The sequence below is a fragment of the Mesorhizobium sp. M0088 genome (assembly GCF_040322895.1).
Taxonomy (GTDB): Bacteria; Pseudomonadota; Alphaproteobacteria; order Rhizobiales; family Rhizobiaceae; genus Mesorhizobium.
Map to the genome: position 1 here is coordinate 221,777 of NZ_JAMYUI010000003.1, position 25,279 is coordinate 247,055.

29 protein-coding genes are annotated in these 25,279 nt (G+C 63.2%); 12 read left to right on the top strand and 17 right to left on the bottom strand.

Annotated elements, in window-relative coordinates; genetic code table 11:
* Positions 1-187 precede the first annotated feature (187 nt).
* The 4 genes from NKJ67_RS05365 to NKJ67_RS05380 form a co-directional block, all read right to left on the bottom strand.
* Positions 188-631 (bottom strand): DUF1284 domain-containing protein, encoded by a 444-nt coding sequence (locus NKJ67_RS05365; RefSeq protein WP_127320253.1) that lies wholly within the window; start codon positions 629-631, stop codon positions 188-190.
* Entirely contained in the window at positions 628-1,221 is a 594-nt protein-coding gene (locus NKJ67_RS05370; RefSeq protein WP_352580733.1) for a biotin transporter BioY, read from the bottom strand. The genes NKJ67_RS05365 and NKJ67_RS05370 overlap by 4 nt, the downstream gene beginning before the upstream one ends.
* Positions 1,222-1,328: 107 nt before the next feature.
* On the bottom strand, positions 1,329-1,997 hold the full coding sequence (locus NKJ67_RS05375) for a GntR family transcriptional regulator (RefSeq protein WP_127272279.1): 669 nt from the start codon (positions 1,995-1,997) through the stop codon (positions 1,329-1,331).
* 75 nt (positions 1,998-2,072) lie between these two features.
* Entirely contained in the window at positions 2,073-2,777 is a 705-nt protein-coding gene (locus tag NKJ67_RS05380; protein WP_352580734.1) for a TetR/AcrR family transcriptional regulator, read from the bottom strand.
* Between NKJ67_RS05380 and NKJ67_RS05385 the strand changes: the two genes are divergently transcribed.
* Entirely contained in the window at positions 2,776-4,227 is a 1,452-nt protein-coding gene (locus tag NKJ67_RS05385) for an MFS transporter (protein WP_127268977.1), read from the top strand. The genes NKJ67_RS05380 and NKJ67_RS05385 overlap by 2 nt on opposite strands.
* Positions 4,228-4,233: 6 nt before the next feature.
* Here the strand turns inward: NKJ67_RS05385 and NKJ67_RS05390 are convergent, their stop codons facing one another.
* Positions 4,234-5,250, bottom strand: coding sequence for a polyprenyl synthetase family protein (locus NKJ67_RS05390; RefSeq protein WP_127272280.1), 1,017 nt, complete (start codon positions 5,248-5,250; stop codon positions 4,234-4,236).
* A 203-nt stretch (positions 5,251-5,453) separates the two neighbouring features.
* Between NKJ67_RS05390 and NKJ67_RS05395 the strand changes: the two genes are divergently transcribed.
* From NKJ67_RS05395 to NKJ67_RS05425, 7 genes are all read left to right on the top strand, one after another.
* On the top strand, positions 5,454-5,678 hold the full coding sequence (locus NKJ67_RS05395) for a putative signal transducing protein (protein WP_063167652.1): 225 nt from the start codon (positions 5,454-5,456) through the stop codon (positions 5,676-5,678).
* Positions 5,678-6,478, top strand: coding sequence for a tRNA1(Val) (adenine(37)-N6)-methyltransferase (locus NKJ67_RS05400; RefSeq protein WP_352580735.1), 801 nt, complete (start codon positions 5,678-5,680; stop codon positions 6,476-6,478). Before NKJ67_RS05395 ends, NKJ67_RS05400 begins: the two co-directional genes overlap by 1 nt.
* 79 nt (positions 6,479-6,557) lie before the next feature.
* Positions 6,558-7,421: a S49 family peptidase gene (locus NKJ67_RS05405; RefSeq protein ID WP_127272776.1), complete on the top strand. Its 864-nt coding sequence runs from the start codon at positions 6,558-6,560 to the stop codon at positions 7,419-7,421.
* Positions 7,422-7,549: 128 nt separating this feature from the next.
* The gene (locus NKJ67_RS05410) at positions 7,550-7,735 is read left to right on the top strand and encodes a membrane protein (RefSeq protein ID WP_023808667.1); all 186 of its coding nucleotides are present in this window, start codon (positions 7,550-7,552) and stop codon (positions 7,733-7,735) included.
* A gap of 20 nt (positions 7,736-7,755) precedes the next feature.
* Positions 7,756-8,655 carry a 4-(cytidine 5'-diphospho)-2-C-methyl-D-erythritol kinase gene (locus tag NKJ67_RS05415; RefSeq protein ID WP_352580736.1) on the top strand — a complete coding sequence of 300 codons (900 nt, stop codon included), beginning with the start codon at positions 7,756-7,758 and terminating at the stop codon, positions 8,653-8,655.
* On the top strand, positions 8,642-9,196 hold the full coding sequence (gene moaB, locus NKJ67_RS05420; protein WP_352580737.1) for a molybdenum cofactor biosynthesis protein B: 555 nt from the start codon (positions 8,642-8,644) through the stop codon (positions 9,194-9,196). Before NKJ67_RS05415 ends, moaB begins: the two co-directional genes overlap by 14 nt.
* Before the next feature lie 141 nt (positions 9,197-9,337).
* Positions 9,338-9,760, top strand: a complete 423-nt coding sequence (locus tag NKJ67_RS05425; RefSeq protein WP_127269627.1) for a GFA family protein — start codon at positions 9,338-9,340, stop codon at positions 9,758-9,760.
* A gap of 7 nt (positions 9,761-9,767) precedes the next feature.
* Here NKJ67_RS05425 and NKJ67_RS05430 read toward each other — a convergent pair whose 3' ends face one another.
* Entirely contained in the window at positions 9,768-10,742 is a 975-nt protein-coding gene (locus tag NKJ67_RS05430) for a hypothetical protein (RefSeq protein WP_023808671.1), read from the bottom strand.
* A gap of 142 nt (positions 10,743-10,884) precedes the next feature.
* Complete coding sequence (locus NKJ67_RS05435) at positions 10,885-11,409, bottom strand: glycosyltransferase (RefSeq protein ID WP_352580738.1); 525 nt, start codon at positions 11,407-11,409, stop codon at positions 10,885-10,887.
* Positions 11,410-11,559: 150 nt separating this feature from the next.
* Between NKJ67_RS05435 and NKJ67_RS05440 the strand changes: the two genes are divergently transcribed.
* Together NKJ67_RS05440 and rnhB are read left to right on the top strand one after the other, a co-directional pair.
* A complete protein-coding gene (locus tag NKJ67_RS05440; protein ID WP_352580783.1) occupies positions 11,560-12,714 on the top strand; it encodes a PA0069 family radical SAM protein in 1,155 nt (384 codons plus the stop codon).
* A gap of 151 nt (positions 12,715-12,865) precedes the next feature.
* Complete coding sequence (gene rnhB / locus NKJ67_RS05445) at positions 12,866-13,564, top strand: ribonuclease HII (RefSeq protein WP_127811029.1); 699 nt, start codon at positions 12,866-12,868, stop codon at positions 13,562-13,564.
* Between the two features lie 221 nt (positions 13,565-13,785).
* On the opposite strand, the gene NKJ67_RS05450 is transcribed toward rnhB, so the two are convergent.
* The 7 genes from NKJ67_RS05450 to NKJ67_RS05480 form a co-directional block, all read right to left on the bottom strand.
* Positions 13,786-14,277 carry a F0F1 ATP synthase subunit B gene (locus NKJ67_RS05450; protein ID WP_127270951.1) on the bottom strand — a complete coding sequence of 164 codons (492 nt, stop codon included), beginning with the start codon at positions 14,275-14,277 and terminating at the stop codon, positions 13,786-13,788.
* A 10-nt stretch (positions 14,278-14,287) separates the two neighbouring features.
* The gene (locus NKJ67_RS05455) at positions 14,288-14,887 is read right to left on the bottom strand and encodes a F0F1 ATP synthase subunit B (protein WP_127272329.1); all 600 of its coding nucleotides are present in this window, start codon (positions 14,885-14,887) and stop codon (positions 14,288-14,290) included.
* Positions 14,888-14,950: 63 nt separating this feature from the next.
* A complete protein-coding gene (locus tag NKJ67_RS05460; protein ID WP_006206606.1) occupies positions 14,951-15,175 on the bottom strand; it encodes a F0F1 ATP synthase subunit C in 225 nt (74 codons plus the stop codon).
* 85 nt (positions 15,176-15,260) lie between these two features.
* Positions 15,261-16,019 (bottom strand): F0F1 ATP synthase subunit A, encoded by a 759-nt coding sequence (locus NKJ67_RS05465; protein ID WP_023808677.1) that lies wholly within the window; start codon positions 16,017-16,019, stop codon positions 15,261-15,263.
* Between the two features lie 59 nt (positions 16,020-16,078).
* Complete coding sequence (locus NKJ67_RS05470) at positions 16,079-16,486, bottom strand: AtpZ/AtpI family protein (protein WP_127272330.1); 408 nt, start codon at positions 16,484-16,486, stop codon at positions 16,079-16,081.
* A 254-nt stretch (positions 16,487-16,740) separates the two neighbouring features.
* Positions 16,741-17,922 (bottom strand): cell wall hydrolase, encoded by a 1,182-nt coding sequence (locus NKJ67_RS05475; RefSeq protein WP_352580739.1) that lies wholly within the window; start codon positions 17,920-17,922, stop codon positions 16,741-16,743.
* Between the two features lie 143 nt (positions 17,923-18,065).
* Positions 18,066-19,355 (bottom strand): MFS transporter, encoded by a 1,290-nt coding sequence (locus NKJ67_RS05480; protein WP_352580740.1) that lies wholly within the window; start codon positions 19,353-19,355, stop codon positions 18,066-18,068.
* 119 nt (positions 19,356-19,474) lie between these two features.
* On the opposite strand from NKJ67_RS05480, the gene NKJ67_RS05485 reads away from it, so the two are divergent.
* Positions 19,475-20,383 (top strand): LysR substrate-binding domain-containing protein, encoded by a 909-nt coding sequence (locus NKJ67_RS05485; protein ID WP_027036003.1) that lies wholly within the window; start codon positions 19,475-19,477, stop codon positions 20,381-20,383.
* Between the two features lie 248 nt (positions 20,384-20,631).
* Here NKJ67_RS05485 and der read toward each other — a convergent pair whose 3' ends face one another.
* Together der and NKJ67_RS05495 are read right to left on the bottom strand one after the other, a co-directional pair.
* Positions 20,632-22,065, bottom strand: coding sequence for a ribosome biogenesis GTPase Der (gene der / locus NKJ67_RS05490; protein WP_352580741.1), 1,434 nt, complete (start codon positions 22,063-22,065; stop codon positions 20,632-20,634).
* Positions 22,062-22,727, bottom strand: coding sequence for a tetratricopeptide repeat protein (locus NKJ67_RS05495; RefSeq protein ID WP_127811033.1), 666 nt, complete (start codon positions 22,725-22,727; stop codon positions 22,062-22,064). The genes der and NKJ67_RS05495 overlap by 4 nt, the downstream gene beginning before the upstream one ends.
* A 213-nt stretch (positions 22,728-22,940) precedes the next feature.
* Between NKJ67_RS05495 and NKJ67_RS05500 the strand changes: the two genes are divergently transcribed.
* Positions 22,941-23,939, top strand: coding sequence for a polysaccharide deacetylase family protein (locus NKJ67_RS05500; RefSeq protein ID WP_352580784.1), 999 nt, complete (start codon positions 22,941-22,943; stop codon positions 23,937-23,939).
* A gap of 29 nt (positions 23,940-23,968) precedes the next feature.
* Here the strand turns inward: NKJ67_RS05500 and sbmA are convergent, their stop codons facing one another.
* Positions 23,969-25,228: a peptide antibiotic transporter SbmA gene (gene sbmA, locus NKJ67_RS05505; protein ID WP_352580742.1), complete on the bottom strand. Its 1,260-nt coding sequence runs from the start codon at positions 25,226-25,228 to the stop codon at positions 23,969-23,971.
* Between the last annotated feature and the right edge of the window lie 51 nt (positions 25,229-25,279).

Consider the following 25,279-nt stretch of genomic DNA (forward strand, 5'->3'; position numbering starts at 1 on the left):
CATGGCCTTTTTGGGGTCGCGCTTCAATCCGCCTCGAATTCACAATCCGGGCACCCGATTAACAAATCATGGCGACAGGCACCAGTTTTCCGGTCTTGAATTTTCGGTGTTGGCCCTGCGCGGCGCCGAAGATATCGCAGATTCGACCCTTGAGCTCGGCTTCGACCGCTAAGGCTCGGGGCCAATATCAACCCTCGGCTGGCGCGGCGGACCGCTGCACCAGCGTGTCGCTGTATCCACCGGCCGCTATCGTGCTGCACAGTTCGTTCCATTCGCAGCCGCCGCAGGCCTTGCGTACAAGGCCAGCCGAAAACGCCTGCCGCATCCGGGCCAAGGTCCCCGTGTCGAGATCGAGGTGGGTGCCGACCCGGATTGGCCGCGCCAGCAATTCCTCTACGTCCAGCCCGGCGAGCCGGTCCCGCTCGACGACGCTCTCGTTGAGGCAGTGAGGTTCCGGCTCGTCGAGCAATGGAGCGCAGACATCGTCGGGGCCGGAAACGAGGAGGATGTCCTCGCCCCGGCTCAGGCGCTCCGCGACGCGATCATAATTGGCGGTGAAGGCGGGGCTGTATCCCTTGCCCACATAGGTGAGCAGGCAAAGGAGATGATGGGCGCGCAGCCTGATCGTCACGGATTGGCCGGCTTGGCCTTGCCGCCGGGAAGGGCCATGAGGGTCGCGGCACCCAGCGCTGACTTGAGCAAGCCGCCGACGATGAACGGCAGGAAGCCGAAGGTAACGGCCTGTTCGGCTCCAATCATGACGGCAAGCCATGCTGTGCCCAGCACAAGGCAGGCAAGGTTGCCAAGCAGCATGGCGACAAAAGCAAGCATCACCCTTTTGCCGTTCCAGCCGCGTTCTGCTAGCCAGCCGACCAAGGCGCCGACAAGCGGGAAGGCGAAGAGATAGCCAGCCGTCGGCCCGACGAAATGCGCCGCACCCGCTGCCCCTCCGGACAGAACCGGAAAGCCGACTGCACCCTCGACCAGCCAGGCGACGATGGTGAGCGCGCCAAGCCGCCAGCCATAGAGCGCGCCGATCAGGGTCACGGCAAAGGTCTGCATGTTTACCGGGACCGGCACCATCGGCACCTCGATATAGGACGCCAGCGCCAGGAACAGGGTGCCAAGCACGACGGCTCCAACCTGCCAGGCAAGAGAACGATCCTGGAGCCGGAGCGGACTGAACGACGGCTTGCCGGGGGAGAATGCGACGTCTGTCATTGGGATTCCTTTGATCGATTGAAAATTATAGATAATTTCTCTTTCCGATCTATTATCGAATCCACACTTCCCTGGAGATTGCAAGCCCTGGCTTTGGCGGAGGCCGTCTAACCTACGATGGCAAAAGCTTCGCGCGTCGTCCCGGAGGCCGTCCTGACCGGCTTGCGGCCAATCCATTGGACGTGCCGCCCCAGTGTGACGGCCGCGGATTCGGTGTTTCCCTGCCGCAAGGCGGAGAGGATCGCGCGATGGTCCTGATCGGTGCGCGTCTCCCACTCCGACCGCCATGCCGCGAACAGGAAACGGGCGCTTGCCGCGTGCAGGTCGTCGATGGTCGCGAGCAGGCGCGGCATGCCGCATGGCGACAGGATCAAGCGGTGGAAAGCGCGGTTGGCCTCTTCCCACGACCTGACATCGCGGGACTTGTCGCCGGCCTTGGTCGCCTCCTCGGCGAGATCGAGAATGGCCGATGTCAGGTGCGGCGCGGCGTGGCGCAGCGCCAGCACTTCGAGTGCTGCCCGCATTTCGGCGACTTCCTTGACCTCGCCCAAATCAAAAGACGCCACACGCACGCCGCGGCGCGGCTCGCCAATGGCCAGCCCTTGCGCCTCCAGACGCCGGAAGGCCTCGCGCACCGGAACATGGCTGGTTTGGAATTCCTCGGCGATATGATCCTGCCGAAGCCTGGCCCCCGGCTCGATCGCGCCGGAGATGATGCGGTCCGCCAGCACCTTGCTGATGCGCACCGCGATGGTGTCGTCTGTGCCCTTTGCCATGTTTATAGATAATTTGCGGCAGGGCAGCTTGTCGAGCCAATTGCAGTCGAAATCGCGAGGCGCCAGAAGCAAGACTCAAGGCTGTGAGACGAAACCGTCGAGCGCAGGCATCGCCACGGTGACCAGGTCATGCAGCCGCTTCTTCGGCACCCCGTCGCGCGCCTGCACAGAGAGGCCAAACAACAGTGTGGTGTAGTAGTCGCCAAGCGCTTCCGGATCAGTATCCGGCTTGAGGTCGCCGTCGCGAACACCCTTTTTCAAGCGCTCCACAATCAATGCATTGCGCGCCAGTCGGCGCTCGGCCAGCCAATGCAGCACGCCGTCATTTTCAGTAGCGCAGTTGGTGGCGGCCGAGACAACCATGCAGCCCTTCGGCAGATCCGGCCTTGTATAGATGTCGATCGCATCGCGCAGCAGCCGCTCGACAAACCGCCGAGCGGTTGGTTCTTCGGCAAGGGCACTGGTGGCGAAGCTTCCTTCGCTGATTTCGTAGAGAACAACGGCTTCGCGAAACAGATCCTCCTTCGAGCCAAAGGCGGCATAGATGCGCGCCGAGGCCAGGCCAAGCATGGAGACGAGGTCGGCCATCGAGGTGCCCTCGTAGCCGCGCATCCAGAAGGCATCGCGCGCTTTCTGCAGAGCCTGGGCTCTGTCGAACTCCCTTGGCCGTCCCGCCATCGCAACCTCCATTTCTTTATCGATCCACAAATAATCCGCTTGACTCAAGATTGCAAATTCAATTCTTTGTCGATCGATAAAGAATGGAAAGGAGACTGGCATGAGTTCACTCGATCAAGGGCTGCCATTCGGCGCCACTGCGACACAGGGAGGGATTGGCGCGAAGCGCGGCGCCACGCTGGCATTGCTCGCCTTCGCCCAGCTTATCATCGCTCTCGACATCAACATCGTCTTCGTGGCGCTGCCCGAAATCGGGGCTGGACTGGGCTTTTCCGGCCAGACCTTGCAATGGGTGGTGAGCGCCTACACCGTATTTACCGGCGGTTTTCTGCTGTTCGGCGGCCGCGCCGCCGACCTTATCGGTCAGCGCCGCATCTTCATCTTCGCGCTCTGGCTCTATGCGCTTTCGTCGCTGGTCGGCGGCCTCGCCTGGTCGCCGGAAATCATCATCGCTGCGCGTGCCGTGCAAGGCATCGGCGGCGCTTTCCTGTTCCCGGCGACGCTCTCGCTGATCAACCGCCTGTTTGCCGAAGGACCGGAACGCAACAGGGCGCTGGCGGTGTGGGGCGGTGCCGGCGCGAGCGGCCTTACCCTTGGCTCACTGGCCGGTGGAATCCTGACAGGCGCCTTCGGCTGGTCGTCGGTCTTCTACGTCAATGTGCTGCTGGCTGGCATCGCCATCATCGCCGCATTTGCCATCATTCCGCGCGATCCCAAGCGGCACCAGCACCGCAACTTCGATCTGCCGGGCGCGCTGACCGTCACCGCAGGCGCCACATTGCTGGTCTTCACGCTGGTCCAGGGACCTGAATATGGCTGGGGTTCGCCAGCGATCATCGCCAGCGCCGCACTGGCAGCGATCTTCATTATCGCCTTCGCGCTGATTGAGGCGAAGAGCGCTGACCCGCTGATGCCGCTGCGGCTGTTCCGCAATCGCAGCCTCGTCGCCGGCATGACGATCACCTTCCTGTTCATGGGAACGTTCGGAGCCCTGCCCTATTTCCTGACCGTGCTGTTGCAGACCGTACATGGCTTCACCGCCCTGCAAACAGGCCTGGCGTTCCTGGTGCCGTCGATCGCCATCGCCGCCGGCACGCAGCTCGGTGAGCGCCTGGCGACGCGCTTTTCTACACGCTCGACCCTGGTCGGCGGCATGATAGTCGGCGCAGCCGGCACAGCGCTGATGGTCCTTGGAGCATCAGCCGACAGCAGCTATGCCGCCATCGTTCCCGGCCTGATCATCTCCGGTGTCGGACAGGGCATCGTCTGGACCGCCATGTGGATCGCGGCCGCGTCGGGCGTGGCACACGACGAACAGGGCGTTGCCTCGGGAATGGCCTGCACGACGCTCAACATCGGCAACGCGATCGGCATGGCAACATTGATCGCGATCGCCAACAGCCATGTCGGCGGATTGACTGGCGATGCACTGAAGGCCGCGATCGCCGACGGCATACAGATCGCCTTCTGGCTGGCGGCGGCGGGCATCTTTGTCAGCCTGCTGGCCGCGTTCGCTTTGCCGGGAAAGGCGAAGCAGCGGGCAACCGGGTGACGCCGCTCAGTTCACCCGGCTGATGCAGAAATCGATGACGTCGATCAGCGCCGATTTCTGCGGCGTCGCTTCCAGCGGCGCCAGCGCGTCGCGGGCGATCTCGCCGAAATGGCGGGCTCGTCCGATCGTGTCGGCGATGGCGCCATGGCGAGTCATCAGGCCGATCGCCTTTTCCAGGCCGGCGTCATCGGTGACATTGTCCTCGATGGCACGCTTCCAGAAAGTGCGCTCGGCCTTCGTGCCCCGCCGATAGGCGAGAATGACTGGCAAGGTCACCTTGCCTTCGCGGAAATCGTCGCCGACATTCTTGCCGAGATCCTTGCTGGTGCCGCCATAGTCCAGCGCGTCATCGATCAGCTGGAAGGCAAGGCCGAGATTCATGCCGTAGGAGCGCAGCGCCGCACGATCGTTGCGGGTCGCCTGGGCAATGACGGGCCCTACCTCGGCAGCAGCCGAAAACAGCGCCGCGGTCTTGGCCTTGATGACGGCGAAATGCTCGTCCTCGGTGGTTTCGAGGTTCTTGGCGGCGGCAAGCTGCATAACCTCGCCCTCGGCGATGATCGAGGCAGCACTCGACAGGATATCGAGCGCTTCGAGCGAGCCGACATCGACCATCATGCGGAAAGCCTGGCCGAGCAGGAAGTCGCCGACCAGCACGCTTGCCTGGTTGCCCCAGATCATGCGGGCGGTCTTCTTGCCGCGCCGCATGCCGCTCTCGTCGACGACATCGTCGTGCAGCAGCGTCGCCGTGTGCATGAATTCGACGGAGGTAGCGAGCTTGACGTGGCCTTCGCCAGCATAGCCGAACATCTGCGCGGCGGCGAGCGTCAGCATCGGCCGCAGCCGTTTGCCGCCGGACGAGATCAGATGATTGGCGACCTCCGGGATCATCTCGACGTCGGAGCCGGCCTTGGACAGGATCAATTCATTGACGCGCCCCATATCGGCCGCTGTCAGATCGATCAGATCCTTGATGGAGGCGGGCTCCCGCTTCCCGTTTTCGATGTTGAGAACGACACCCACGACAATCACTCCCGTCTTGGTATAGAGCGTGCGACGGCACCCTTAGTCCCTGCGTGGACTCTAGGGCGGCGGACATGGCCACGGCAAGTGGCGAATTGGCGCGGCGTCGATGACGGAATGTCAACGACCACAGAGGGAACGGGGCTCTGCCTCGGAATCCCCTGCCCGTTTACATCAATAGCGCAAACTGCGAGTTTCATACGATGATAGAACTTGTCCGCACCAACGATGCCGTGATCATCTCCTTTGTGGAATCGCTGATGCGCGACGCCGGCATCGCCTGCTTTGTCGCCGATCAGAATATGAGCATTCTCGAAGGATCGATCGGTCTTTTGCAGAAACGCGTCATGGTCGACGCCGACCAGGCCGACGCGGCACGGCGCATCCTCAGGGATGCCGGCATCGCCAACGAGATCCGCGGAAAATAATGCCCGCCGCGCCCGCCGCCCTTGTTCCGGACACGCCGGCCCATACGGTCGACGCCTTCCATCGCGGCCGGTTCTGGCTCGTCCAGCCCAAGCAGGGCGGCCATCGCGCCGGCATGGATGCGATGATGCTGGCGGCATCCGTGCCATCGACCTTTAGCGGGCGCCTGGCCGATTTTGGCGCCGGAGCCGGAGCTGCCGGACTGGCGGTGCTGTCACGCTGCCCGGCGGCAGAGGCGGTGCTTGTCGAACGCGCGCCGGAAATGGCGGCCTTCGCGGCGGCGACGCTTGCCCATCCCGGCAATGCCCATCTTAGCGATCGCGCATCCGTGCTGGTCGCCAATGTCACCGTATCGGGCCGGGCGCGGGCGGCCGCCGGCCTCGCCGACAACGACTTCGACTTCGTCATCATGAACCCGCCTTTCAATGCCCCCCAGGACCGCGCCACATCGGATCGCCTGCGAAAGGAAGCCCATGTCATGGAGGACGGGCTGTTCGAGAGCTGGATCAGAAGTGCGGCGGCGGTGGTGAGGCCGCGCGGCGGGCTCGCCGTAATCGCCCGGCCCGAACAGCTCGGCGCCATTCTCGATGCGATCGCCGGCCGCTTCGGCGATGCCGAGATGCTCGCCGTCCACCCTCGTCCCGATGCGGCGGCGATCCGCATCGTCGTGCGGGCAGCGCTCGGGGCGCGGGGAAAGCTTGCCATACGCCCGCCCCTAATGCTCCACACGCAGTCAGGCAACGGCCCCGACGAGCGCAGCGAAATGATCACCAACGGCCTCGCCTCGCTGTTCGGAGATTGAGCTATTCTGCCCGGCGACATTGCCGTTGGCCGGGAAATCCCTACATGCCTGCAACCCACCGACCGGAGACCGCGCCCTCGTGAAACGCCTTATCAACCGCCTGCTGCCGAAATCCTGGCGCTCCACCGTCGTCACCATTCCGGTCATCCGGCTGCACGGCACCATCATGGCAGGCGGTGGCCAGTTTCGGCCGAGCCTGTCGCTGGCTTCCACCGCCGGCCTCATCGAGAAGGCGTTCTCCTACGACGCGCCGGCGGTCGCCATCTCGATCAATTCGCCGGGCGGCTCGCCGGTGCAGTCTCGGCTGATCTTCAAGCGCATCCGTGACCTGGCCACGGAAAAGAACAAAAAGGTACTGGTCTTCGTCGAGGATGTCGCGGCGTCGGGCGGCTACATGATCGCGGTCGCCGGTGACGAGATCTTCGCCGATCCGTCGTCCATCGTCGGTTCGATCGGCGTGGTATCGGCCTCGTTCGGCTTCCCTGAACTGATGAAAAAGATCGGTGTCGAGCGCCGTGTCCACACCGCCGGCCAGAACAAGGCGGTGCTCGATCCGTTCAAGCCCGAGAAGAAGGAAGATGTCGAACGGCTGAAGGCGCTGCAGCTCGAGGTGCACGCAACTTTCATCGACCTCGTCAAGGAGCGGCGCGGCACGAAACTGAAGGACGACCCGGACCTGTTCACCGGCCTGTTCTGGACAGGCATCAAGGGCCTCGAACTCGGTCTGGTCGATGCGCTCGGCGACATGCGCACTGTGCTCAAGACCCGTTTCGGGGCGAAAACCCAGCTCAGGCTGATCACGACACCGCGCGGTTTTCTTAGCCGCTTCGGCCTGTTCGGCTCAAGCAAGGGCTTTTCAGCGCCCGATATCGTAGCCGCTGCCGCCAGCGGCGTGATCGATGCGGCGGAAGAGCGCGCATTGTGGTCTCGCTTCGGGCTTTGAAAACCCGGCAAAACCGTCTAGCATGAGAGCTTGAGTTTCATGCATGTCGTGTTCCCAAAAGCGGGTCGGCATGCATCAACCGACCCGACCGGCCGCCTTCGCCGGCCCAGCGTGGGAGGAGTTTTGGCATGCCGCAGATCATTTTCTTCGCCGTCGTTGGCGTTGCCGCTTATTTCGGCTACCGCACCTTCATTAGGGAAGCCGAGCGCGTGACCGCCAAGGTGCGGCGCACAGAAAAGCAGACGGCCAACGGCGCGATCGGCACTTTGGTCAAGGATCCGAAGACCGGCGAATACCGGCTGGCCAAGGACTGAGCATCATCCCGCAGACGATTGTGGACACCGACATCGGGTCGCGTAGCTGGCACGCACACGCCAAAATCAATCTTGCGCTGCATGTCACAGGCAGGCGCCCTGACGGCTATCATCTGATCGAAAGCCTGGCGGTGTTCACGCGTTTCGGCGACAGGGTCGAAATCGCGCTCGCCGATAGCGATGAATTTACCGTGTCCGGCCGTTACGCTCCGGCCGTTCCTCTCGACGCCAGCAATCTTGTGCTCAAGGCGCGCGATGCCCTGCGGCAGACAGCCGGGCACGAGAGAACACCGCCGGTCGCTATCCGGCTCGAAAAGAACCTGCCGGTTGCCTCCGGCGTCGGCGGCGGTTCGAGCGACGCGGCGACCGTGCTGCGCGGGCTGGTGGAGACATGGGCGCTGGACATCGACGGCGCAGAGCTGGCGCGGATCGGCCTTTCGCTTGGCGCCGATGTGCCGATGTGCCTGGCGGCAAAGCCGCTGGTGGCGCGCGGCATCGGGGATGAACTGTGGATGGTGCCGGATTTTTCGGCGCTTGGCCTGGTGCTGGTCAATCCAGGCACCCCGGTGTCGACGGCGGATGTCTTTGCAGCGCTTTCCCGGCGCGACAATGAGGCCTTGCCGCCGCTGCCGCGCGGCATCGATTTTCACAGCCTGCGCAACTGGCTGGAGATTACTCGCAACGATCTCGAGCCCGCGGCGCTGGCGATGCAGCCCGCCATCGGCAGGGCGCTTTCCTGGCTGAACAAGGCCGGATCGGGTTTTTCACGGATGTCCGGGTCCGGCGCCACCTGCTTCGGCCTGTTCGAGACCGGCAATGTCGCCAAGCGCGCCGCTGCCGAGATCCGCGGCCGCCAGCCCGACTGGTTCGTTGCCGCGACGCGCAGCATCGCATCGGAGGGCGCAGATGTCCAGAATTGACGAGAGCCGCTCCTTCATTCCCGTGCGCATCGCGGTGCTGACCGTTTCGGACACGCGCAGCCTCGCCGACGACAAATCCGGCCAGACGCTGGCCGACCGCATCACCGAGGCCGGCCATCGGCTGGCGGCCCGCGATATCGTCACCGACGACCGCGAGAAAATCCGCGACACGGTTCTGGCGTGGTCACAGGACAAGAATATCGATGTCGTCATCACCACCGGCGGTACCGGCTTCACAGGCCGTGACGTGACGCCGGACGCGCTGGAGCCGATCTTCGAAAAGCGCATGGATGGCTTTTCGGAAGTGTTCCACCGGATTTCCTACGACAAGATCGGCACCTCGACGATCCAGAGCCGGGCGACCGGCGGCGTCGTCAACGCCACCTTCGTCTTCGTGCTGCCGGGTTCGCCAGGCGCCTGCAAGGACGCGTGGGACGGCATCCTGAAAGCGCAGCTCGACTACCGGCACACGCCATGCAACTTCGTCGAGATCATGCCGCGCCTGGACGAGCATTTGCGGCGCGGCAAATCGGCTCCGTAAAAGCCGAGGCAAAGCGCCGGTTCCACGCCGCGTTCGCCAGGCAAAACAGCACCGGCGCCTTTGAAACCCCATTCCAAACCGGACCTCGGAAAAGTACCTTCTCTGAAGGCGATCATCGCCGTTCACGACAAGGCAGCTACGATGACCGTGCACACCGGTGGATGCCATTGCGGCAACATACGCCTTGAATTTTCAACCGAGCTCGAGCCACCGCAAACCGAAGTTCGCGCTTGCCAATGCTCGTTCTGTGTCAGACATGGTTCGCGCGCCGTTGCCGATCCGAATGGCAGACTGGTCATCTCGGTCAAGGACGAGACGCAATTGCGGAGATATCAGTTCGGGCTGAGGACGGCCGACTATCTGATCTGCCGGCGGTGCGGTGTCTACGTCGCCGCAATCGCCAGAGATGACGATGCAAGGGCGATCGTCATCATCAACGCCCTGGACGACCGCGAACGGTTCAACCAGGAGCCGGTCCGCGTTGACTTCGATACGGAAAACAGGGCGCAGCGCCAAGCCAGACGCCGCACACACTGGACACCTGTCGAGATGAGCTTCGGATAGGCAGCTCTCAGCGGATAACCGGCTCGCCATGAAACCGTCGGCGCGACGGCGGCGATACGCCGAAGCCGACTTCCATCATCAGTCGCGGCGTGCGTGCCGGCACGGTGCCCATATGAAAGCCAAAGGGGTCCTCGACGAAGCCGAGACCAGCCTCGCCGGTCAGCGTCACCGGGCTCTGCTCGCCATAGACATCCAGAACCTGCTGCGCGGGATGACCGACCAGAAGGGTAAGCTGGTGCTTGAGGCTGCGGCGCTTGTGGCTGCCCCTGACATAGACATGCGGACCGGTGTCGGCGTCGACCGGCTTGAGGTAGAAGAAGAATTTCAGCATGCGCCAATCATCGAGGTCGAAATGATACTTGCCGAGCGAGGCGAGGTTCTTGTCGGCGTCCGAAGCCGCACCGGTTGGAAAACTCCACCAGACGCGCGTCGTGATCAGTTTTGCCTGGCCGCCGAGATAGTGCGCGGCAATATCCAGAAGCAGCGGATCGCGCTGGATGGCAAGCGCCGCCGGGCAGTCGAGGATGCGCTCGAAAAAATGCCCGCTGAGCAGCGAGCGGCCAAGGCGTTTCTCGGCCTCGGCATGTTCCCCCGGCATGAATTCGAGACGGCGGTCGAAATTGCCGAAGCAAGGCGTGCGCCCGGCGAAGTCGGCGATCTCTTCATGGATATCAGGCGGCAGGACCAGGCCTGAGAACAGCCCGTCGGAGCGCAACGCATCGACGACCGCTCCCCGTTCGACACCGGCAAACATCGTATCCCCGGCATTGGCGACCGGGCGGGCGCGTTTTGCGCCCAGCCAATGCATGCGGCGTCCGGGCATTGTGCGCGCCAACACGAACATCGGCAGCCAGGCAGGGTTCTCCCGCAGGTCCGTCAGATAGGTTGGAATACGCACGGCGATGCGCCGCAGCAGGCTGCCGTTGCGCGCAATGGCCTCGAGACTGGCCGCGCCGGATGTGTCGGGGGTTGAAAGCTTCATTGGGTCCTCGGCTATGAGAGCACCACCGATGCCGCATCGGTGCTCGCCTCTCGGCATGTCCCAAACCCAATTCCCGCTTGAACGGAAGCTAACCCCGCGTCAGATTTTGTGCAATGCACAATGACCTGAGCAACTGCAAAAATCACGTCGACGAGCGGCGCTCCTGCTTGGCCGGCGCCATCCAGATCTCCGCGTCGAGCCGCTTCGTCGCGAGGCCGCGGGCGATGGCCTCGGCACTGCCGGCACTCTTGGCCGCGGCCGCCGCCTGACGCTTGCTGATCAGCAATCCGTCGGCCAAGGCGCGGTTTCCCGAAAAGACCCGGGCCAGGAATGGCGTGCGGCTGGCTCGCGTGCGCGAAAACCGTGCCGCCATGGTCTGCCTTGCCGTATGGGCGACAACCTCATCGATCCAGCCCTCCGCCATCCGCGCGCCCGGTTCCAGGAGCAGCAACCAATCCCCCTTGGCCTGGCGGATACCGGCAGCGACACCGTCCGTCACGTACTGACAGCCGGCATGCTCGGCCACACGATGCGTCTGATCGGTGGAGCCTGTGTCGCAAACGATGACTTCACGCACCACGCCTTCGACCGCGCCGCCGATCAGCGAGGCGAGCGTGCGGGCTAGGCCCTCCTCGTCATTGCGGGTTTCGATGAGAACACTGAGCATCCTTAGCCGAATAGCGGAAAGCGCCGGACAGCGCCAGTTTTTGCATCGCACCATAGAAAGTTCTTGCTTTGTTCTCTTCAACGAAATAGGAATAATTTCATGAGCAGAGCGATTCGACACAACATGGACAGTCCCTGGGAGCGGGCGAAGATGGAACAGATCGTGCGCGCCGACATTGCGGCTTTCGGAGCAGGAAGAGCCGAGATGGCCAACGCGATGGTCGAGCAGAGCGGCCTGCGTGTCCGCCCGGACCGCAACCGCGGCAGGTCAGCGGGCATCAATCCGTCCGGCCGGTTCGAGCCGGTCAGCCGGCACGTGTTCGACGATGGCTGGAATTCGCTGGAGGAACTGCCACCCTTCAAGACCGAAGTGCAGGTCGAGAAGCCGCGCACAATCATCACCCGCAACGAATCGCCCGACATTTCCTTCGACCGTTCCATCAACCCCTATCGCGGCTGCGAGCATGGCTGCGTCTATTGCTTTGCCCGCCCGACGCACGCTTTCATGGGCCTGTCGCCGGGTCTGGATTTCGAATCGAAGTTGTTCGCCAAGCCTGATGCGGCGCGCTTGCTTGACAAGGAGCTTTCGAAAGACAGCTATCAGCCGCGCACCATCGCCATCGGCACCAACACCGACCCCTACCAGCCGATCGAGAAGCAATACCGGATCATGCGCGAAATCCTCGAAGTGCTGGAAGCGCGCGGCCATCCAGTCGGCATCGTGACAAAGTCCGCTCTGGTGACGCGCGATATCGATATCCTGTCACGCATGGCCGAACGCGGGCTCGCCAAGGTGGCGCTGTCGGTGACGACGCTCGACCGTATGCTGGCGCGCACCATGGAGCCGCGCGCGTCGACACCGACCAAGCGGCTGGAAGCGATCCGGCAGCTTTCGGATGCCGGCATCCCGGCCTCGGTCATGGTGGCGCCGATCATTCCGGGCCTGACCGACTCGGAAATGGAACGCATCCTCGATTCGGCACGTGCGGCCGGCGCGCGCGAAGCCGGCTACGTGATCCTGCGCCTGCCATTGGAGGTCAGCCCGATCTTCAAGGATTGGCTGCTGCGTCATTATCCCGACCGCTACCGCCATGTGATGTCGCTGGTCCGGTCGATGCGTGACGGCAAGGACTACGATTCGGAATGGGGCAAACGCATGAAGGGCGCCGGTCCCTATGCCTGGCAGATCGGCCGGCGCTTCGAGATCACAGCCAAGCGGCTCGGCCTCAATGCCGAACGGCGCACGCTGCGGACCGACCAGTTCGTTGCCGCCGGGAAAGACCAGGTGCAGCTGACGCTGCTTTGAGAGACAATTCATCGCGGTGGTTTGATCCGTCGCGGCACCAGAATCCCGTCCGGCCTGCCCCGGCCTGCAGACGGTGCCCTCCCGGTCCGGCGCCCCACCCGACCCGGAGGGACTTGCGGAGAATCAGAGCCGATGCGAACCTCGCCGCAACATGGCTCGCGCGCGTTCTGATTCTCCGCCTCTCTTTGAGATCATCGAGAAGCCCGACTTCTCCTTCGAGACGAAGGCGATGGCGGAGGGGCTGTGGCCGGTTGCCGGGATGGACGAGGCCGGCCGTGGCCCCCTGGCCGGGCCGGTAGTCGCCGCGGCCGTGGTGCTCGATCCCGCCAACATTCCCGACGGCCTCGACGATTCCAAACGCCTCAGCCATCTGCAGCGTGAAGCCTTGTTCCTGCGAATTCTCGGCTCTGCGCAGGCGATCTCAATGGCCTCCATCAGTGCCGAGGGTATCGACGGCAGCAACATCCTCAAGGCAAGCCTGGAAGCCATGCGCCGCGCCCTGGTAGGGCTGTCGGTCAGACCGAAGCTCGCCCTTGCCGATGGACGCGACGTGCCGCCTGGCCTGCCTTGTGAAGGGCGCGCGCTGATCAAGGGCGACCAGCGTTCGCAGTCGATCGCCGCCGCCTCGATCGTCGCCAAGGTGATGCGCGATCGCATGATGTGCGGCTGCGGCAACCATCACGACCGCTACGGCTTCGAAGTCCATATGGGCTACGCCACGCTTCGCCATCGCACGGCAATCGAGGCGCATGGCCCGGTGGCGCGGCTGCATCGCGTATCGTTTTCGCCGTTCAGGCTGGGTGGCGCTGAAGTGGTTGAGGAAGAGAGCTTCGTCGGAATGGATAGCTGATCTCCCCCTCGAGGGGGAGATGGCCGGCAGGCCAGAGGGGGTCGCCGCGCGTGAAACGCCGACCTTATCTGCGCTGCAAAATGACGTCGCGCCCGGTCGAGCCGACCCCCTCTGTCGCCTTTGGCGACATCTCCCCCTCAAGGGGGGAGATTATCCCCGCCCACAACAAAAAAGCCGCCAGGTTGCCCGGGCGGCTTTCGATGATTGGCTAGAGGGACCCTCTAATTCAGCTTCGACTTCACGTCCGCAAGCGATGCCTTGAACAGATCGGCACCGGCCTTGGCGTCGATCTTGCCGGCAAGCAGCGCGCGCGCTGCCTCTACGGCGATGTCGACGGCGCTGGCGCGGACTTCGCTGATGGCGTCACGCTCGGCCTGGCCGATCTTCTGCTCGGCAAGCGCGGTGCGCCTGACAACATAGTCCTCGGTCTTCTTGTGCGCTTCGGCGGCAAGCAAGTCGGCTTCGCGCTTGGCGGCGGCGACGATGTCGGCGGCCTCCTGCTCGGCTTCCTTGCGCTTGCGCTGATACTGGCCAAGCAGTTGCTGGGCTTCCTCGCGCAGCCGGCGCGCTTCGTCGAGTTCGTTGCTGATCCTTTCGGCGCGGGCGTCGAGCGCCTTGGCGATCAGGCGAGGCACCTTGATGTAGACGGCAATGCCCAGGAAGATGACCAGGGCAACCGTGGCCCAGAGCGTCGCGAGAGATGTGGCGTCCATGATGCGCTCCTCACCGGGCCACGGATTTGACCGCGGCCGCGATCTCTGCCTTGCTGGCCTTGCCGCCAACCAGGGCTTCGACAATCGCCGAAGCGGTGTCCTCGGCGATGCTGCCGACTTCCTTCATGGCATTGGCCTTGATGGAAGAGATGCGGGCCTCGGCTTCGCCAAGCTTGGCGTCGAGCGCGGCCTCGACCTTCTTGCGAGCGGTGTCGGCCTCGGCCTTAGCCGCGTCGTTGGCCTGCTGGCCGATCGCGTTGGCCTTGGTCTTGGCTTCCGCCAGTTCCTGCTCGTAGGCAGCAACGGCAGCGTCGGCCTCGCCCTTCAACTTGGCCGCCTGATCGAGATCCTGCGTGATGCGATCGTTGCGGACATCGATGATGCCGCCGACGCGCGGCATCACAACCCGCTTCAGGAAGAGATAGAACAGCCCGAAGGTGATCGCCAGCCACAGAAGCTGCGACGGGAACGTCGCCGGATCGAATGGCGGAAACGTGCCATGCGCTTCAGCAGGCACACCGGTGCTGGAATGCGTGTCGCCTTCCGTAGCAGCGTGGCTGGTATCGGCTGATGGCGCGGACTCTTGCGCAAAGGCAGATGTCACGAACATGGACTATCCCCGAAATTCAGGCCCGCCGCTCGCGCGGCCGGCCTGTCCAATCTTCCCGAGTGCTCAGCCGAACAGGGCCAGAAGCGCGATGAGAAGCGAGAAGATGCCCAGAGCTTCGGTCACGGCGAAACCGAAGATCAAGCGGCCGAACTGGCCATCGGCAGCCGACGGGTTGCGCAGTGCGCCCGCGAGGTAGCTGCCGAAGATGTTGCCGAGGCCAATGCCCGCACCACCCATGCCCAGGCAAGCGATGCCGGCGCCGATGTACTTTGCTGCTTCTGCGTCCATTTGTTCAACTCCTTTGGATCTAAAATTCCGTTGCGATTCCATCCGGCGCCAATGTTGGAAATTCTTGGGCCGGAAACTTTTGGACCTAGTGCCCGGGGTGCAGGGCGTCGTTGAGATACATGCAGGTCAACACGGCAAAGACGTAGGCCTGCAGGAAGGCGACCAGCAGTTCCAGTGCCGTCAGCGCCACCGCCATCGCCAGAGGCAGGATCGAGCCGGCGACGCCGACCGCGCCGAGCGCACTCAGGCTGACCACGAAGCCGGAAAACACTTTCAGCGTGATGTGGCCGGCGAGCATGTTGGCGAACAGACGAACCGAGAGGCTGACCGGGCGCGACACGAAGGAGATCACTTCGATCAGCACCACCAGTGGCAGCAGGAAGACCGGCACGCCATGCGGCACGAACAGTTTCAGGAAGCCAAAACCATGCTTCATGAAGCCGTAGACGACCACGGTTGCGATCACCAGCACGGCAAGGCCGAAGGTGACGATGATGTGGCTGGTGACGGTGAAGAAATACGGGAACAGGCCAAGCAGATTGGCGACGAGCACGAACATGAACAGCGAGAACACGAGAGGGAAGAACTTCATGCCTTGCGTGCCGGCGGCATCGCGCAACATGTTGCCGACGAACTCGTAGGCCATCTCGGAGACCGACTGAAGCCGCCCGGGAACCAGGCTGCGGCTCGACGTCGTGAGAAACAGAAATCCAGCCGCGACGATAACGGTTGCGACCATGAACAGTGCCGAATTGGTGAAAGACAGGTCATAGCCGCCGATGTCGATCGGAATCAGCTTGTTGATATGGAACTGGTGGATCGGATCGACCTTGTCAGCTGCCACGTTCAAACCCCGTCAATGCCGCGTACGGCCTCGTTACCATTACCGCACATGGTGCGCGGTCATTTCTTGTCGTCTTGGCCACGGCGCGATTTATCGCCCTGTCCAAATTCTGCCACAACGCCGGCGGAACGCATCACATTGAGCACTCCGGCGCCAAAACCAAGCAGCAGAAACACGATCAGACCCCATGGCGATGTCCCCGCCAGACGGTCGATGATCCAGCCGATGCCGGCACCCACCACCACCCCGGCGATAAATTCGCTGGAGAGTTTGAGCGCCTGACCGTAACCGGCCACACTGCCCGCTTTCGCGTCGTCTTTCCCCTCGAGCCGGCCCGGCCGCCTTGTCGCAAGCGAAGCTTCAAGGTCACGGCGGCGGCGCTCAAGATCGTCGTCGCGGATGTCGGGCTCATGCTGATTGCCGCGGCCGGTTTTTCCGGTTCCGTCTGGCCCATTCTTGTCGGCCATCGCAACCCCCCTGCCCGGTCAGACCGTCACCGTCCGTCCGCTTCTAAAGTCGCCGGCAACATAGTTAGAGGGTTTGCGCCCGTCAAGCCACGGGCGGAAGTTCATTGCCATGTATTTTAGGCAATAAAATCAATGAATTAGAAAGGTGCGACATCGTGCCCGCCATGATGACGAAGATGCATGGCGCGAATCCCCCGCGCAATGGCCCTTTGATTGGCTGCGCGCCACATCAAAGATCAGCGGCTACTCCGCACTCAGCTCCAGCCGCCGCCATAGGTCCGATAGAAGATGTGCAGGCCGATCTTGGTCATCTTCTGCATCGTGCGCGCCCAGCCGGGATGGACATATTGCGCATAGTAGTGGGTCGACGATCCGACCTCCGGGATGAAGATCTTGCCGGCAGTGACGGCCATGGCGATCTCCTTGGCGGTCTTGTAGGCGGCTGGGCTATCGATGCGCTTCTTCCTGCCGTCGCAGGCGAAGGAGAACTGGCAGCGGTTGAACCAGCTGTCGTTCTGGTAGACGACGCCGCAGATCGAATTCGGATAGGTCGGATTGCGGACGCGGTTGAGGATGACCTGGGCGACGGCGGCCTGGCCGCGCACGGATTCGCTCCTCGCCTCGAAATAGATGCCGTTGGCAAGGCATGCCTGCTCCTTCTGGGAGAAGACACTGGCGGGCAGCGGGTTCTGGATCCACGAATGATCGCCCTTGGCCATCGGCGGAATGAAGCGGCCCTCATTGGGCTGCTCGTCCTGAAGCAGGGCTTCGAAGGGCGATGCCTTGGCATAGTCAGGCTCGGACTGCGCGTAGGCGGTGGCCAGCACGTCCGGATGGTCGTTGTTGACCAGCGCTGCCAGCATGGCCGGCACGCCGGGATCCGGCTTCTTCTCCTCGCGCGCATGGAATGCCGCGGCGATCTGGATTTCCTTGCCTTTGATCTGCGGCTTGGCGAAAGCCATTTTCAGGCCGCTGTCCATGCTGGGCCGCAGCAAGGAGGAGGTGCGCTCGAAGATCGAGCCGGCGTTGAAGTTCTTCGGCGGTGCGACGGGAGACATCTGGACGATGCGCCCTTTCTTCTCGGCGCGCACGACGCGGTCCTCATCGGGCGTGCCGCTGACCTTGCCGCCCTTTCCGCGAAACGACACGTTGCCGACACCGGCCAGGTGGACACCCGATCCGGAGATGGAGCCGGTGACATCAGAATCGACAAAGGGCATCTCGGCAGCATGGGTCGAGCCGGCGACGGATTTCTCGACATAGGAATTCCAGCGGGTGTTCGCTTCGAGGCCGGAGACAAGGCTCGTCATGTCCTGATAGGCGACGATGGTCGGAAAGCCGATCCAGATGCCGAGACCGATGACGAACGGGGGCAGAAAGCCACGTCTTCTCTCACCGGCGGCGGCAACCAGCCGCTTCAACACACGTCGATGCACGGAACACTCTCCAGGAACGCGACAGACCCCACTGGAGAGCAAAATGATGCATTAACCTTGATGGGACGTTAACGGCTTCGATCGGACTGTTCTCAGCCGGCTTCAGGTCGTGGTTCCGAAGTCGGGCGGTTTTGCGGCCGAACTCAGGCCGGACGCAGGAAGATCGGCCGGGCGATCAGCGCGCAGATGGCGGCCGCCAGCCAGACGCCGGACCAAGACCAAAGGTGCAAGAGCCCCGGAATGGCCACCGGCACCAGGAAGAAGCCTACGAAAACAAAGGTGTTGGCAAGGCTGAGCGCGGTCCCGACATGGCTGGCCCCGGCAAGGGTGGCAAGCTCGGTGTAGGCGACACCGTGCCAGGCGGAGACCGAGATGCCTGCGACAATAAGCACGACTGGAAGGACAGCCAACCAGATGAGCTGGCCGCCCGGAACGGTTGGGCCGAACAGGACCAGCAGCCAAAGCATGGCGAAGGCAAGGGCGCTGAACGCGCTGCACAAGCGAAGAAATTGGCGGCGGTTGCCGTGACGGTCGGTGAAGCGGCCGCTCCAGATGCGCATGACCATGGCGCCGATCTGAACGGCGGCGAGGCTCGCGCTGATTGCCGCCGTTCCCAACCCAACGAAATCGTGCAGGAACACGGAGGCGAAGGTGAGCACGGCCACCTGCGGAAAGCAGAGCAGGCCGATGGCGGTCGCGATACGCCAGACATCGCGATTGCGCAGCGGCGCCGGTCCGACCGCAGCCGAAGCGAGATGGCCCTCGCCCGCCGTCGGCGGCTCGTGCAGCCAGCGCCAGGCGAACAGGGCAGACAGAGCGGATGCGCCCGCCAGCACCCCGAACACCGCGCCAAAGCCGAAAGCCAGCGCAAGCGAGGGCAGCACGAGCGCGCCAAGGCCACCGCCAAGCGGCACCGCCGTCTGCCTGATGCTCATGGCAAAGCCGCGCTCGTTTTCCCGAAACCAGCCCATGATGGCGCGGCCGCTCGAACCGTTGACGCTGCCGCCGAGCAGTCCGGTGATGAGCAGGCTCGCGGAAAGCAGCGTGACGCCGGGAATACCGGCCTTTGTCGGCACAACCAGCATCGCCATGGCCACGAGCCACACCGCCGTCGCGCCGAGCCCGATCAGGAGCACGCGGCGATCGCCCCAGCGATCGGTAAGCAGGCCCCAGGGCAGCTCGCTGAGCGCGACCCCCAGCCCGAGAAGGCCGAGCGCCAGGCCGAGCTCGGCATTGCCCAAATGATAGCCCTGGCGAAGAACGACCGCCGTCGCCGGGATGCCGGAGAACGTAGCCGAGAAGGCGGCATTGGCGGCAACGCCGATGCCCAGAACCTTCCAGCGATGGCCCGGCTTGAAAACCCTCCCGGCGGAACCGGTACCTTCCAGGAGCTTCGGCGACTGCCGATCGGTGCAATTGACGATGGCGGACATGATTTCATTTCCCGTGCTGGCCAGTGGTCCGGCCTTGACGATCTGTCCCTACCGCCATAATTTCATCCTGAAAATCAGGAAGTTTTGAACTAACAATCCTGAAAATCGGGACTTCAGACATGCGACGCGTAACTTTCGACCTCGACGTCCTGCGCAGTTTCGTCACCGGTATGGAGCTGGGCAGCTTTGCCAAGGCCGCTGACCGGCTTGGCCGGTCGACGTCGGCGGTCAGCGCGCAATTGAAGAAACTGGAAGAACAGGCGGCGACGCCGATCTTCCGCAAATCAGGACGCGGCCTCGCTTTGACCGAGGCCGGCGAGACCATGCTCGGCTATGCGCGCCGGCTGATCGAATTGAATGACGAGGCGGCATCCGCCATCCATGATGTCGAGCTGGAAGGCTGGGTACGGCTCGGCTTGCAGGAAGATTTCGGCGAGGCGGTGCTGCCGGACGTGCTCGGCCGATTTGCCCGGGCGCACCCCAAGGTGAAGATCGAAGCCAGGATCGCACGCAGCCACGACCTTGCCGAAAGGGTCATGTCAGGCAGCCTCGACATCGCGCTCGCCTGGCACTGCGGCGAAACGCTGCCCTACAGCCAGCATGTCGCCGATGTGCCGATGCGCTGGATCGGGCCGGCAAAGCGCATCGAGACCAGCCTGCGCGACGGTGAGCCGCTGCCGCTGGTGGCGCTCGAAGCGCCATGCCTTCTGCGCACGGTGGCAACCGAAACGCTCGACCGCGCCGGGCTGTCGTGGCGGATGGCCTTTTCCAGCCCGAGCCTTGGCGGCATCTGGGCAGCCGTGGCGGCGGGGCTGGGGCTGACGATCCGCACCGACATCGGCCTGCCGGCCAGCGTCAGCGCAATGACGCCGGAGATCGCCGGGCTGCCGGCATTGCCCAAAATGGCGTTGGTACTGCACCAGAAGGATGCTGAACTGGATCCGGTGGCAGCGCGGCTAGCCGACATATTGTTGCAGGCGGCGTTGCAGGCGCTGCCACGGGACGAGCGGTTGAAGGAGGTCGCTTAGACAGCCGGAAAGGTATCCAGTGTCGCGTTCCGTCCCCTCTGTCCTGCGGACATCTCCCCCGCAAGGGGGGAGATTGGATGTCGCGAGTGCTCTCGCGAATCTTCAACGTTGCAAGAAAGGCGCCGTCAGAACGAACTGCTGATCTCCCTCCTTGCGGGGGAGATGGCCGGCAGGCCAGAGGGGGGTGCTGTCCCGCCAACGTTGCGGAGAATTCGCGCGAGCAAAGGGGCTCATTCGAGCCCGACCGCTTATTTGCGCTTGTTGGACCTGCCGGCGAATGGATTGTCCGATGTGCGCAGCGCGATGCGGATCGGCACGCCGGGCATGTCGAAGGCTTCGCGCAGGCTGTTGGAGAGATAGCGGACATAGGATTGCGGCATCGCATCGGGCCGCGAGCACTGGACAACGAAACCCGGCGGCCGGGTCTTGGCCTGGGTGACGTATTTGACCTTCAGCCGGCGCCCGGCCACGGCAGGCGGCGGGTGGTGTGCCAGGATGCCTTCCAGCCAACGGTTGAGCTTGCCGGTCGAGACGCGGCTGTTCCACACCTTGTGGGTCCTGATGACGGCATCCATCAGCTTGTCGAGACCGCGCCCGGTCTCGGCCGATACGGGTACGGCCTGGAGGCCGCGCGCCTGCGGAAGAAGCCGTTCCGTCTTCTCGCGCAGTTCGGCCAGAAGCTCCTGGGGATGATCGATCAGATCCCATTTGTTGAAGGCGATCACCGGAGCCCGGCCTTCCCTGATGATCAGGTCGGCAATCTGCAGATCCTGCTTCTCGAAGGGAATGGTGGCGTCGAGCACGATGATGACGATCTCGGCAAACCGGATGGCGCGCAGACCGTCCTGAACCGACATCACTTCCAGCTTTTCGTGGATCCTGGCCTTGCGGCGCATGCCGGCCGTGTCGAACAGTTTCAGCCGGCGGCCATGCCATTCCCAATCGACGGAGATGGAATCACGGGTGATGCCGGCTTCCGGTCCGGTGAGCAGCCGCTCTTCGCCGATCAGCGCGTTGATCAGCGTCGACTTGCCGGCATTGGGACGGCCGACGACAGCGATGCGCATTGGCTTGGTGTCGTCATAGGTGTGCTCGGCATCCGGATCGGCGATATCCTCGCCGATCAGAACTTCTCCGGCAGCGACTTCCAAGTCTTCGCCATCTTCATTTTCGTCGAAAGCTCGCGCTTCGCCGAGCGCTCCGATCACGGCGTCGCGCAGGTCAGGCAAGCCCTGGCCATGCTCGGCCGAAACCGGGATCGGCTCGCCAAGGCCGAGTTCCCAGGCCTCCAGCATGCCGCCCTGGGCGCCCTTCGCCTCGGCCTTGTTGGCGACCAGCACGACCGGCTTGCCGGACTTGCGCACGATCTCGGCGAAGGTCCTGTCGTCGGGCAACAGGCCGGACTTGGCGTCGATGGTGAAGAAGATCAGGTCGGCCTCGCGGATGGCGATCCCGGTCTGCGCACGCATGCGGCCGGGCAAGGTCGAGGCGCCTGCGTCCTCGAAGCCGGCGGTGTCGATGACGTCGAAATGCAGGTCGTAAAGCTTGGCGGCATGGACGCGACGGTCGCGGGTGACGCCCGGCGTGTCGTCGACGAGCGCCAGCTTCCTTCCCACCAGCCGATTGAAAAGAGTCGATTTGCCGACGTTAGGCCTGCCGATGATGGCGACTTTGAAGGTCACGACGCACTGCCCGACCCGCGGATCAGCTCGGACATCAATGTTGCGCGCTCGCGGGTGTTGCGCGGCGCGCCGTCATCGGCGGCGATCTGGTCGAACAGTTTCAGCGCATCCTGCGTCTTGCCTTCCTTCCAGGCGGAAAGGCCAAGCGCCTCGCGCGCCGTGTGGCGTAGCGTGTTGGTGTCGGATGTCAGCGCCTCGACACGGCTGGAGACGTCGGCAAAGGAACCATGGTCGACGAGCAGCAGCGCTGCCCGCAGCCGCGCCATGTCGCGAATTCCCTGGGGAATGGCCGTATCCGCGGCGACTTCGTCGAAATCCTTGACGGCGGCGGGGACATCGCCCTTGTTCGCTTTGACGGTCGCGCCGCGCATGCGGGCGAGCAGCGGATAGGCGCCGTAGCCATCCTTCTCCAACTGATCGAGCGCAGTCAGCGCCTCATCGTTCTTGCCGTCATTGGCGAGCTTCAGCGCCTGCGAGAACGCATCGCCCGAGCGGTTGGCGCGCGTCTCGTCCCAATAGCGATAGCCGACGAAGGCGGCGGTGCCGAGCACCACGAGGACCGCAATGACAATCAAGGCCGGGCCAAAACGGTCCCACAGCGCCTGCGCCTGCTCGCGACGGATCTCGTCGTTGACTTCACGGATAAAACTGTCGTCGGACATCAATCAAACCATTCCTGCCCCGTCGGGCCTTTGTCAGCCCGCGTTTTAGCGAAATTTTGCCGGCATGGAAGGGGTTCAACCGGAAAATCGCCTATTGTCCGGGGCAAACGGATGTTTGCCCCGGACAAGCAGCCGAAAAGGCCAATCGCACCCACGCCACATTTAGGCGATAGCCGGCTTGCAGACGTTCCCCGAGTGAAGATCAGATTGCCTATGCTTCGTCCGTTCCGCGTTGTTGCGTTTTCGCTTGCGGCACTCGCCGCCGCCGGTGGGGCTTTGGCCGATCCACCGGCGCCGGCAAAGCCGAAACAGGTCGTCATCATCTCGTTCGACAGTGCCCGCGACATTTCGCAGTGGAAACGCAGCCGGGCACTGGCTGAGCGCACCGGCGCGCACTTCACCTATTTTCTCTCCTGCGTCTTCCTGCTGTCGACGGAGACACGCAAGGAATACACCGCACCCGGCAAAGGCGCCGGCAAATCCAACATCGGCTTTGCCGCCTCGAAGCAGGAAGTCACCGAGCGGCTCGAACAGATCGGGCTTGCCGCGCATGAAGGCCACGACATCGCCAGCCATGGCTGTGGCCATTTCGACGGCAAGGACTGGAGCAAGGCCGACTGGCTGAAAGAGTTCAGTTCGTTCGAGCACATTCTCGAGAACGCCTATGCGATCAACGGCATTGCACCCGAACCACAGGGCTGGCGCGATTTCGCGCGGCATGCGGTGGTCGGCTTTCGCGCGCCGTATCTGTCGACCGGCAAGCCGCTCTATGAAGCGCTGCCGGCGGCCGGATATCAATTCGATGCCAGCGGCGTCTCGCAAGGCCCTGCCCGACCGACGGCCAGCAACGGCATCGTGCACTTTTCGCTGCCGCAGATTCCGGAAGGACCGAAGTCACGGCCGGTGATCGCCATGGACTACAACCTCTATGTCAGGCATTCCGGCGGCTTCGAACGGCCAAGCCAGGCGGACGAGTTCGCCAACCGGACCTATGCTGCCTTTCGCGCCGCCTTCGACAAGCAGTATGCCGGCAAGCGCATTCCGCTTGAGCTCGGCTTCCACTTCGCGCTGATGAATGACGGCGCCTACTGGAACGCGCTTGAGCGCTTTGCCGGCGAGGTCTGCGTCAAAGCCGATGTCGAATGCATCAGTTTTCGCGATTATGTTTCGCGCCAGGATGCTGGCCAAAGGCAGGTCTCGGTCGACGGCTGAGCCGCCGACCCGGTTCGATTTCCAAAACCTTAGGCTGGGTCCTCGGCGCTCTGTCTTGCCAGATAGCGCTGGTCGATTTCAGGCAACGGCTCGCCTTGCAGCGTCGCTTCGAAGGCACGCAGGCGCTTGTGGACCGATTGCAGCTCGACGATGGTCGACCAGGACGTGAGCAGAAACTGCAGCGACCCCGTCACCTTGCCGAATGCGTTCGAAATCTGGTTCAGCGCGCCGAACGTTATCTTGTGCGCCACCAGTGAGGGACCAAGGATCAGCAGCGAGAAAATGTTGTCGGCCTGCAGGTAGGTGTAACGGACGACGTTGAAATAGATGTAGTGGAAATACAGCCTGAAATAATTGTGACGAACATTCTCGAACAGCTCGGCGGTGGTGGCCGGCTGGGCGCGGTCCGCATGATCCTCGCCGTAGACGAGTTCCTTGCGGTAGGCGGCTTCGACACGCTGGTTGCGGAACTGCAGCCCTGGAAGTTTCAGACCGGCAACCATGACCGAGATCGTCCCGAACAGACACCAGGCAAGGGCCGCGACAACCAATGGCTGCGGGATCGCGCCGATAATCGGCAACTCAGTGATATGGGCCTGCAACTGGATCATGACCGGCAGGAATGCGATCAATGTCATGATCGACTGGACGAAGCTGGAGCCGAGATCTTCCATGATTTGCGAGAACCGCATCGTGTCTTCCTGGATACGCTGCGAGGCACCTTCGATATGGCGTAGCCTGCCCCAGTTCTCGACGAAGTAGTTATTCATCGCCGTGCGCCAACGGAAGATCCAGTGACTGACGATGAAGGCATTGACCACCTGCACATTCATGCCGACCAGGGCGAGCCACGAGAAATCGGCCAATCCGATATAAAATTCGCTGTTGGTCGACTTTCCAGTCCCCGACATCAGTCCCTGCACATAGTCGAAGAATGGTCCGTACCAGGCATTGACGGCGACACTGACCTGCACATTGAAATAGATGAAGAACAGGATGACCGCGGTCATCAGGATCGACCAGCGCTGCCACGGATGCGGCGAATACCAGCTCCAGAATGCGTAGAAGACGGCCACGCAGAACACGAAATAGAGATAAAACCATAGAAACGGCGGCGACATGAGGATCGCGATGCCGATGATGGGCGGCGCGCCGGCCGCAGCCGGCGGCAATCCCAAAACCGCCCCCAATTGTTCACCACCGAAAAACCAGAACAGGATTGCCGCAAGGCTCCAGAGGGCGGCCGAAGAGAAGAAGAGCTTCGGCTGCGGGAAAAAGGATACGAACACTGTGGCGAATTCCTCGATCTAGGCGCAAATCAGCTGACGGCAGCGGGCATA

Bases quoted from the DNA above. Each gene is read 5' to 3' on its own strand.
- NKJ67_RS05495 (WP_127811033.1), bottom strand. From the start codon at position 22,727: ATGTCCGACGACAGTTTTATCCGTGAAGTCAACGACGAGATCCGTCGC.
- NKJ67_RS05380 (WP_352580734.1), bottom strand. From the start codon at position 2,777: ATGCCAGTCTCCTTTCCATTCTTTATCGATCGACAAAGAATTGAATTT.
- NKJ67_RS05450 (WP_127270951.1), bottom strand. From the start codon at position 14,277: ATGGACGCCACATCTCTCGCGACGCTCTGGGCCACGGTTGCCCTGGTC.
- NKJ67_RS05395 (WP_063167652.1), top strand. From the start codon at position 5,454: ATGATAGAACTTGTCCGCACCAACGATGCCGTGATCATCTCCTTTGTG.
- NKJ67_RS05460 (WP_006206606.1), bottom strand. From the start codon at position 15,175: ATGGACGCAGAAGCAGCAAAGTACATCGGCGCCGGCATCGCTTGCCTG.
- NKJ67_RS05400 (WP_352580735.1), top strand. From the start codon at position 5,678: ATGCCCGCCGCGCCCGCCGCCCTTGTTCCGGACACGCCGGCCCATACG.
- NKJ67_RS05375 (WP_127272279.1), bottom strand. From the start codon at position 1,997: ATGGCAAAGGGCACAGACGACACCATCGCGGTGCGCATCAGCAAGGTG.
- NKJ67_RS05455 (WP_127272329.1), bottom strand. From the start codon at position 14,887: ATGTTCGTGACATCTGCCTTTGCGCAAGAGTCCGCGCCATCAGCCGAT.
- NKJ67_RS05410 (WP_023808667.1), top strand. From the start codon at position 7,550: ATGCCGCAGATCATTTTCTTCGCCGTCGTTGGCGTTGCCGCTTATTTC.
- NKJ67_RS05480 (WP_352580740.1), bottom strand. From the start codon at position 19,355: ATGTCCGCCATCGTCAATTGCACCGATCGGCAGTCGCCGAAGCTCCTG.
- NKJ67_RS05440 (WP_352580783.1), top strand. From the start codon at position 11,560: ATGGAACAGATCGTGCGCGCCGACATTGCGGCTTTCGGAGCAGGAAGA.
- NKJ67_RS05425 (WP_127269627.1), top strand. From the start codon at position 9,338: ATGACCGTGCACACCGGTGGATGCCATTGCGGCAACATACGCCTTGAA.
- moaB (WP_352580737.1), top strand. From the start codon at position 8,642: ATGTCCAGAATTGACGAGAGCCGCTCCTTCATTCCCGTGCGCATCGCG.
- NKJ67_RS05485 (WP_027036003.1), top strand. From the start codon at position 19,475: ATGCGACGCGTAACTTTCGACCTCGACGTCCTGCGCAGTTTCGTCACC.
- NKJ67_RS05435 (WP_352580738.1), bottom strand. From the start codon at position 11,409: ATGCTCAGTGTTCTCATCGAAACCCGCAATGACGAGGAGGGCCTAGCC.
- NKJ67_RS05430 (WP_023808671.1), bottom strand. From the start codon at position 10,742: ATGAAGCTTTCAACCCCCGACACATCCGGCGCGGCCAGTCTCGAGGCC.
- NKJ67_RS05370 (WP_352580733.1), bottom strand. From the start codon at position 1,221: ATGACAGACGTCGCATTCTCCCCCGGCAAGCCGTCGTTCAGTCCGCTC.
- rnhB (WP_127811029.1), top strand. From the start codon at position 12,866: ATGGCTCGCGCGCGTTCTGATTCTCCGCCTCTCTTTGAGATCATCGAG.
- NKJ67_RS05500 (WP_352580784.1), top strand. From the start codon at position 22,941: ATGCTTCGTCCGTTCCGCGTTGTTGCGTTTTCGCTTGCGGCACTCGCC.
- NKJ67_RS05385 (WP_127268977.1), top strand. From the start codon at position 2,776: ATGAGTTCACTCGATCAAGGGCTGCCATTCGGCGCCACTGCGACACAG.
- NKJ67_RS05470 (WP_127272330.1), bottom strand. From the start codon at position 16,486: ATGGCCGACAAGAATGGGCCAGACGGAACCGGAAAAACCGGCCGCGGC.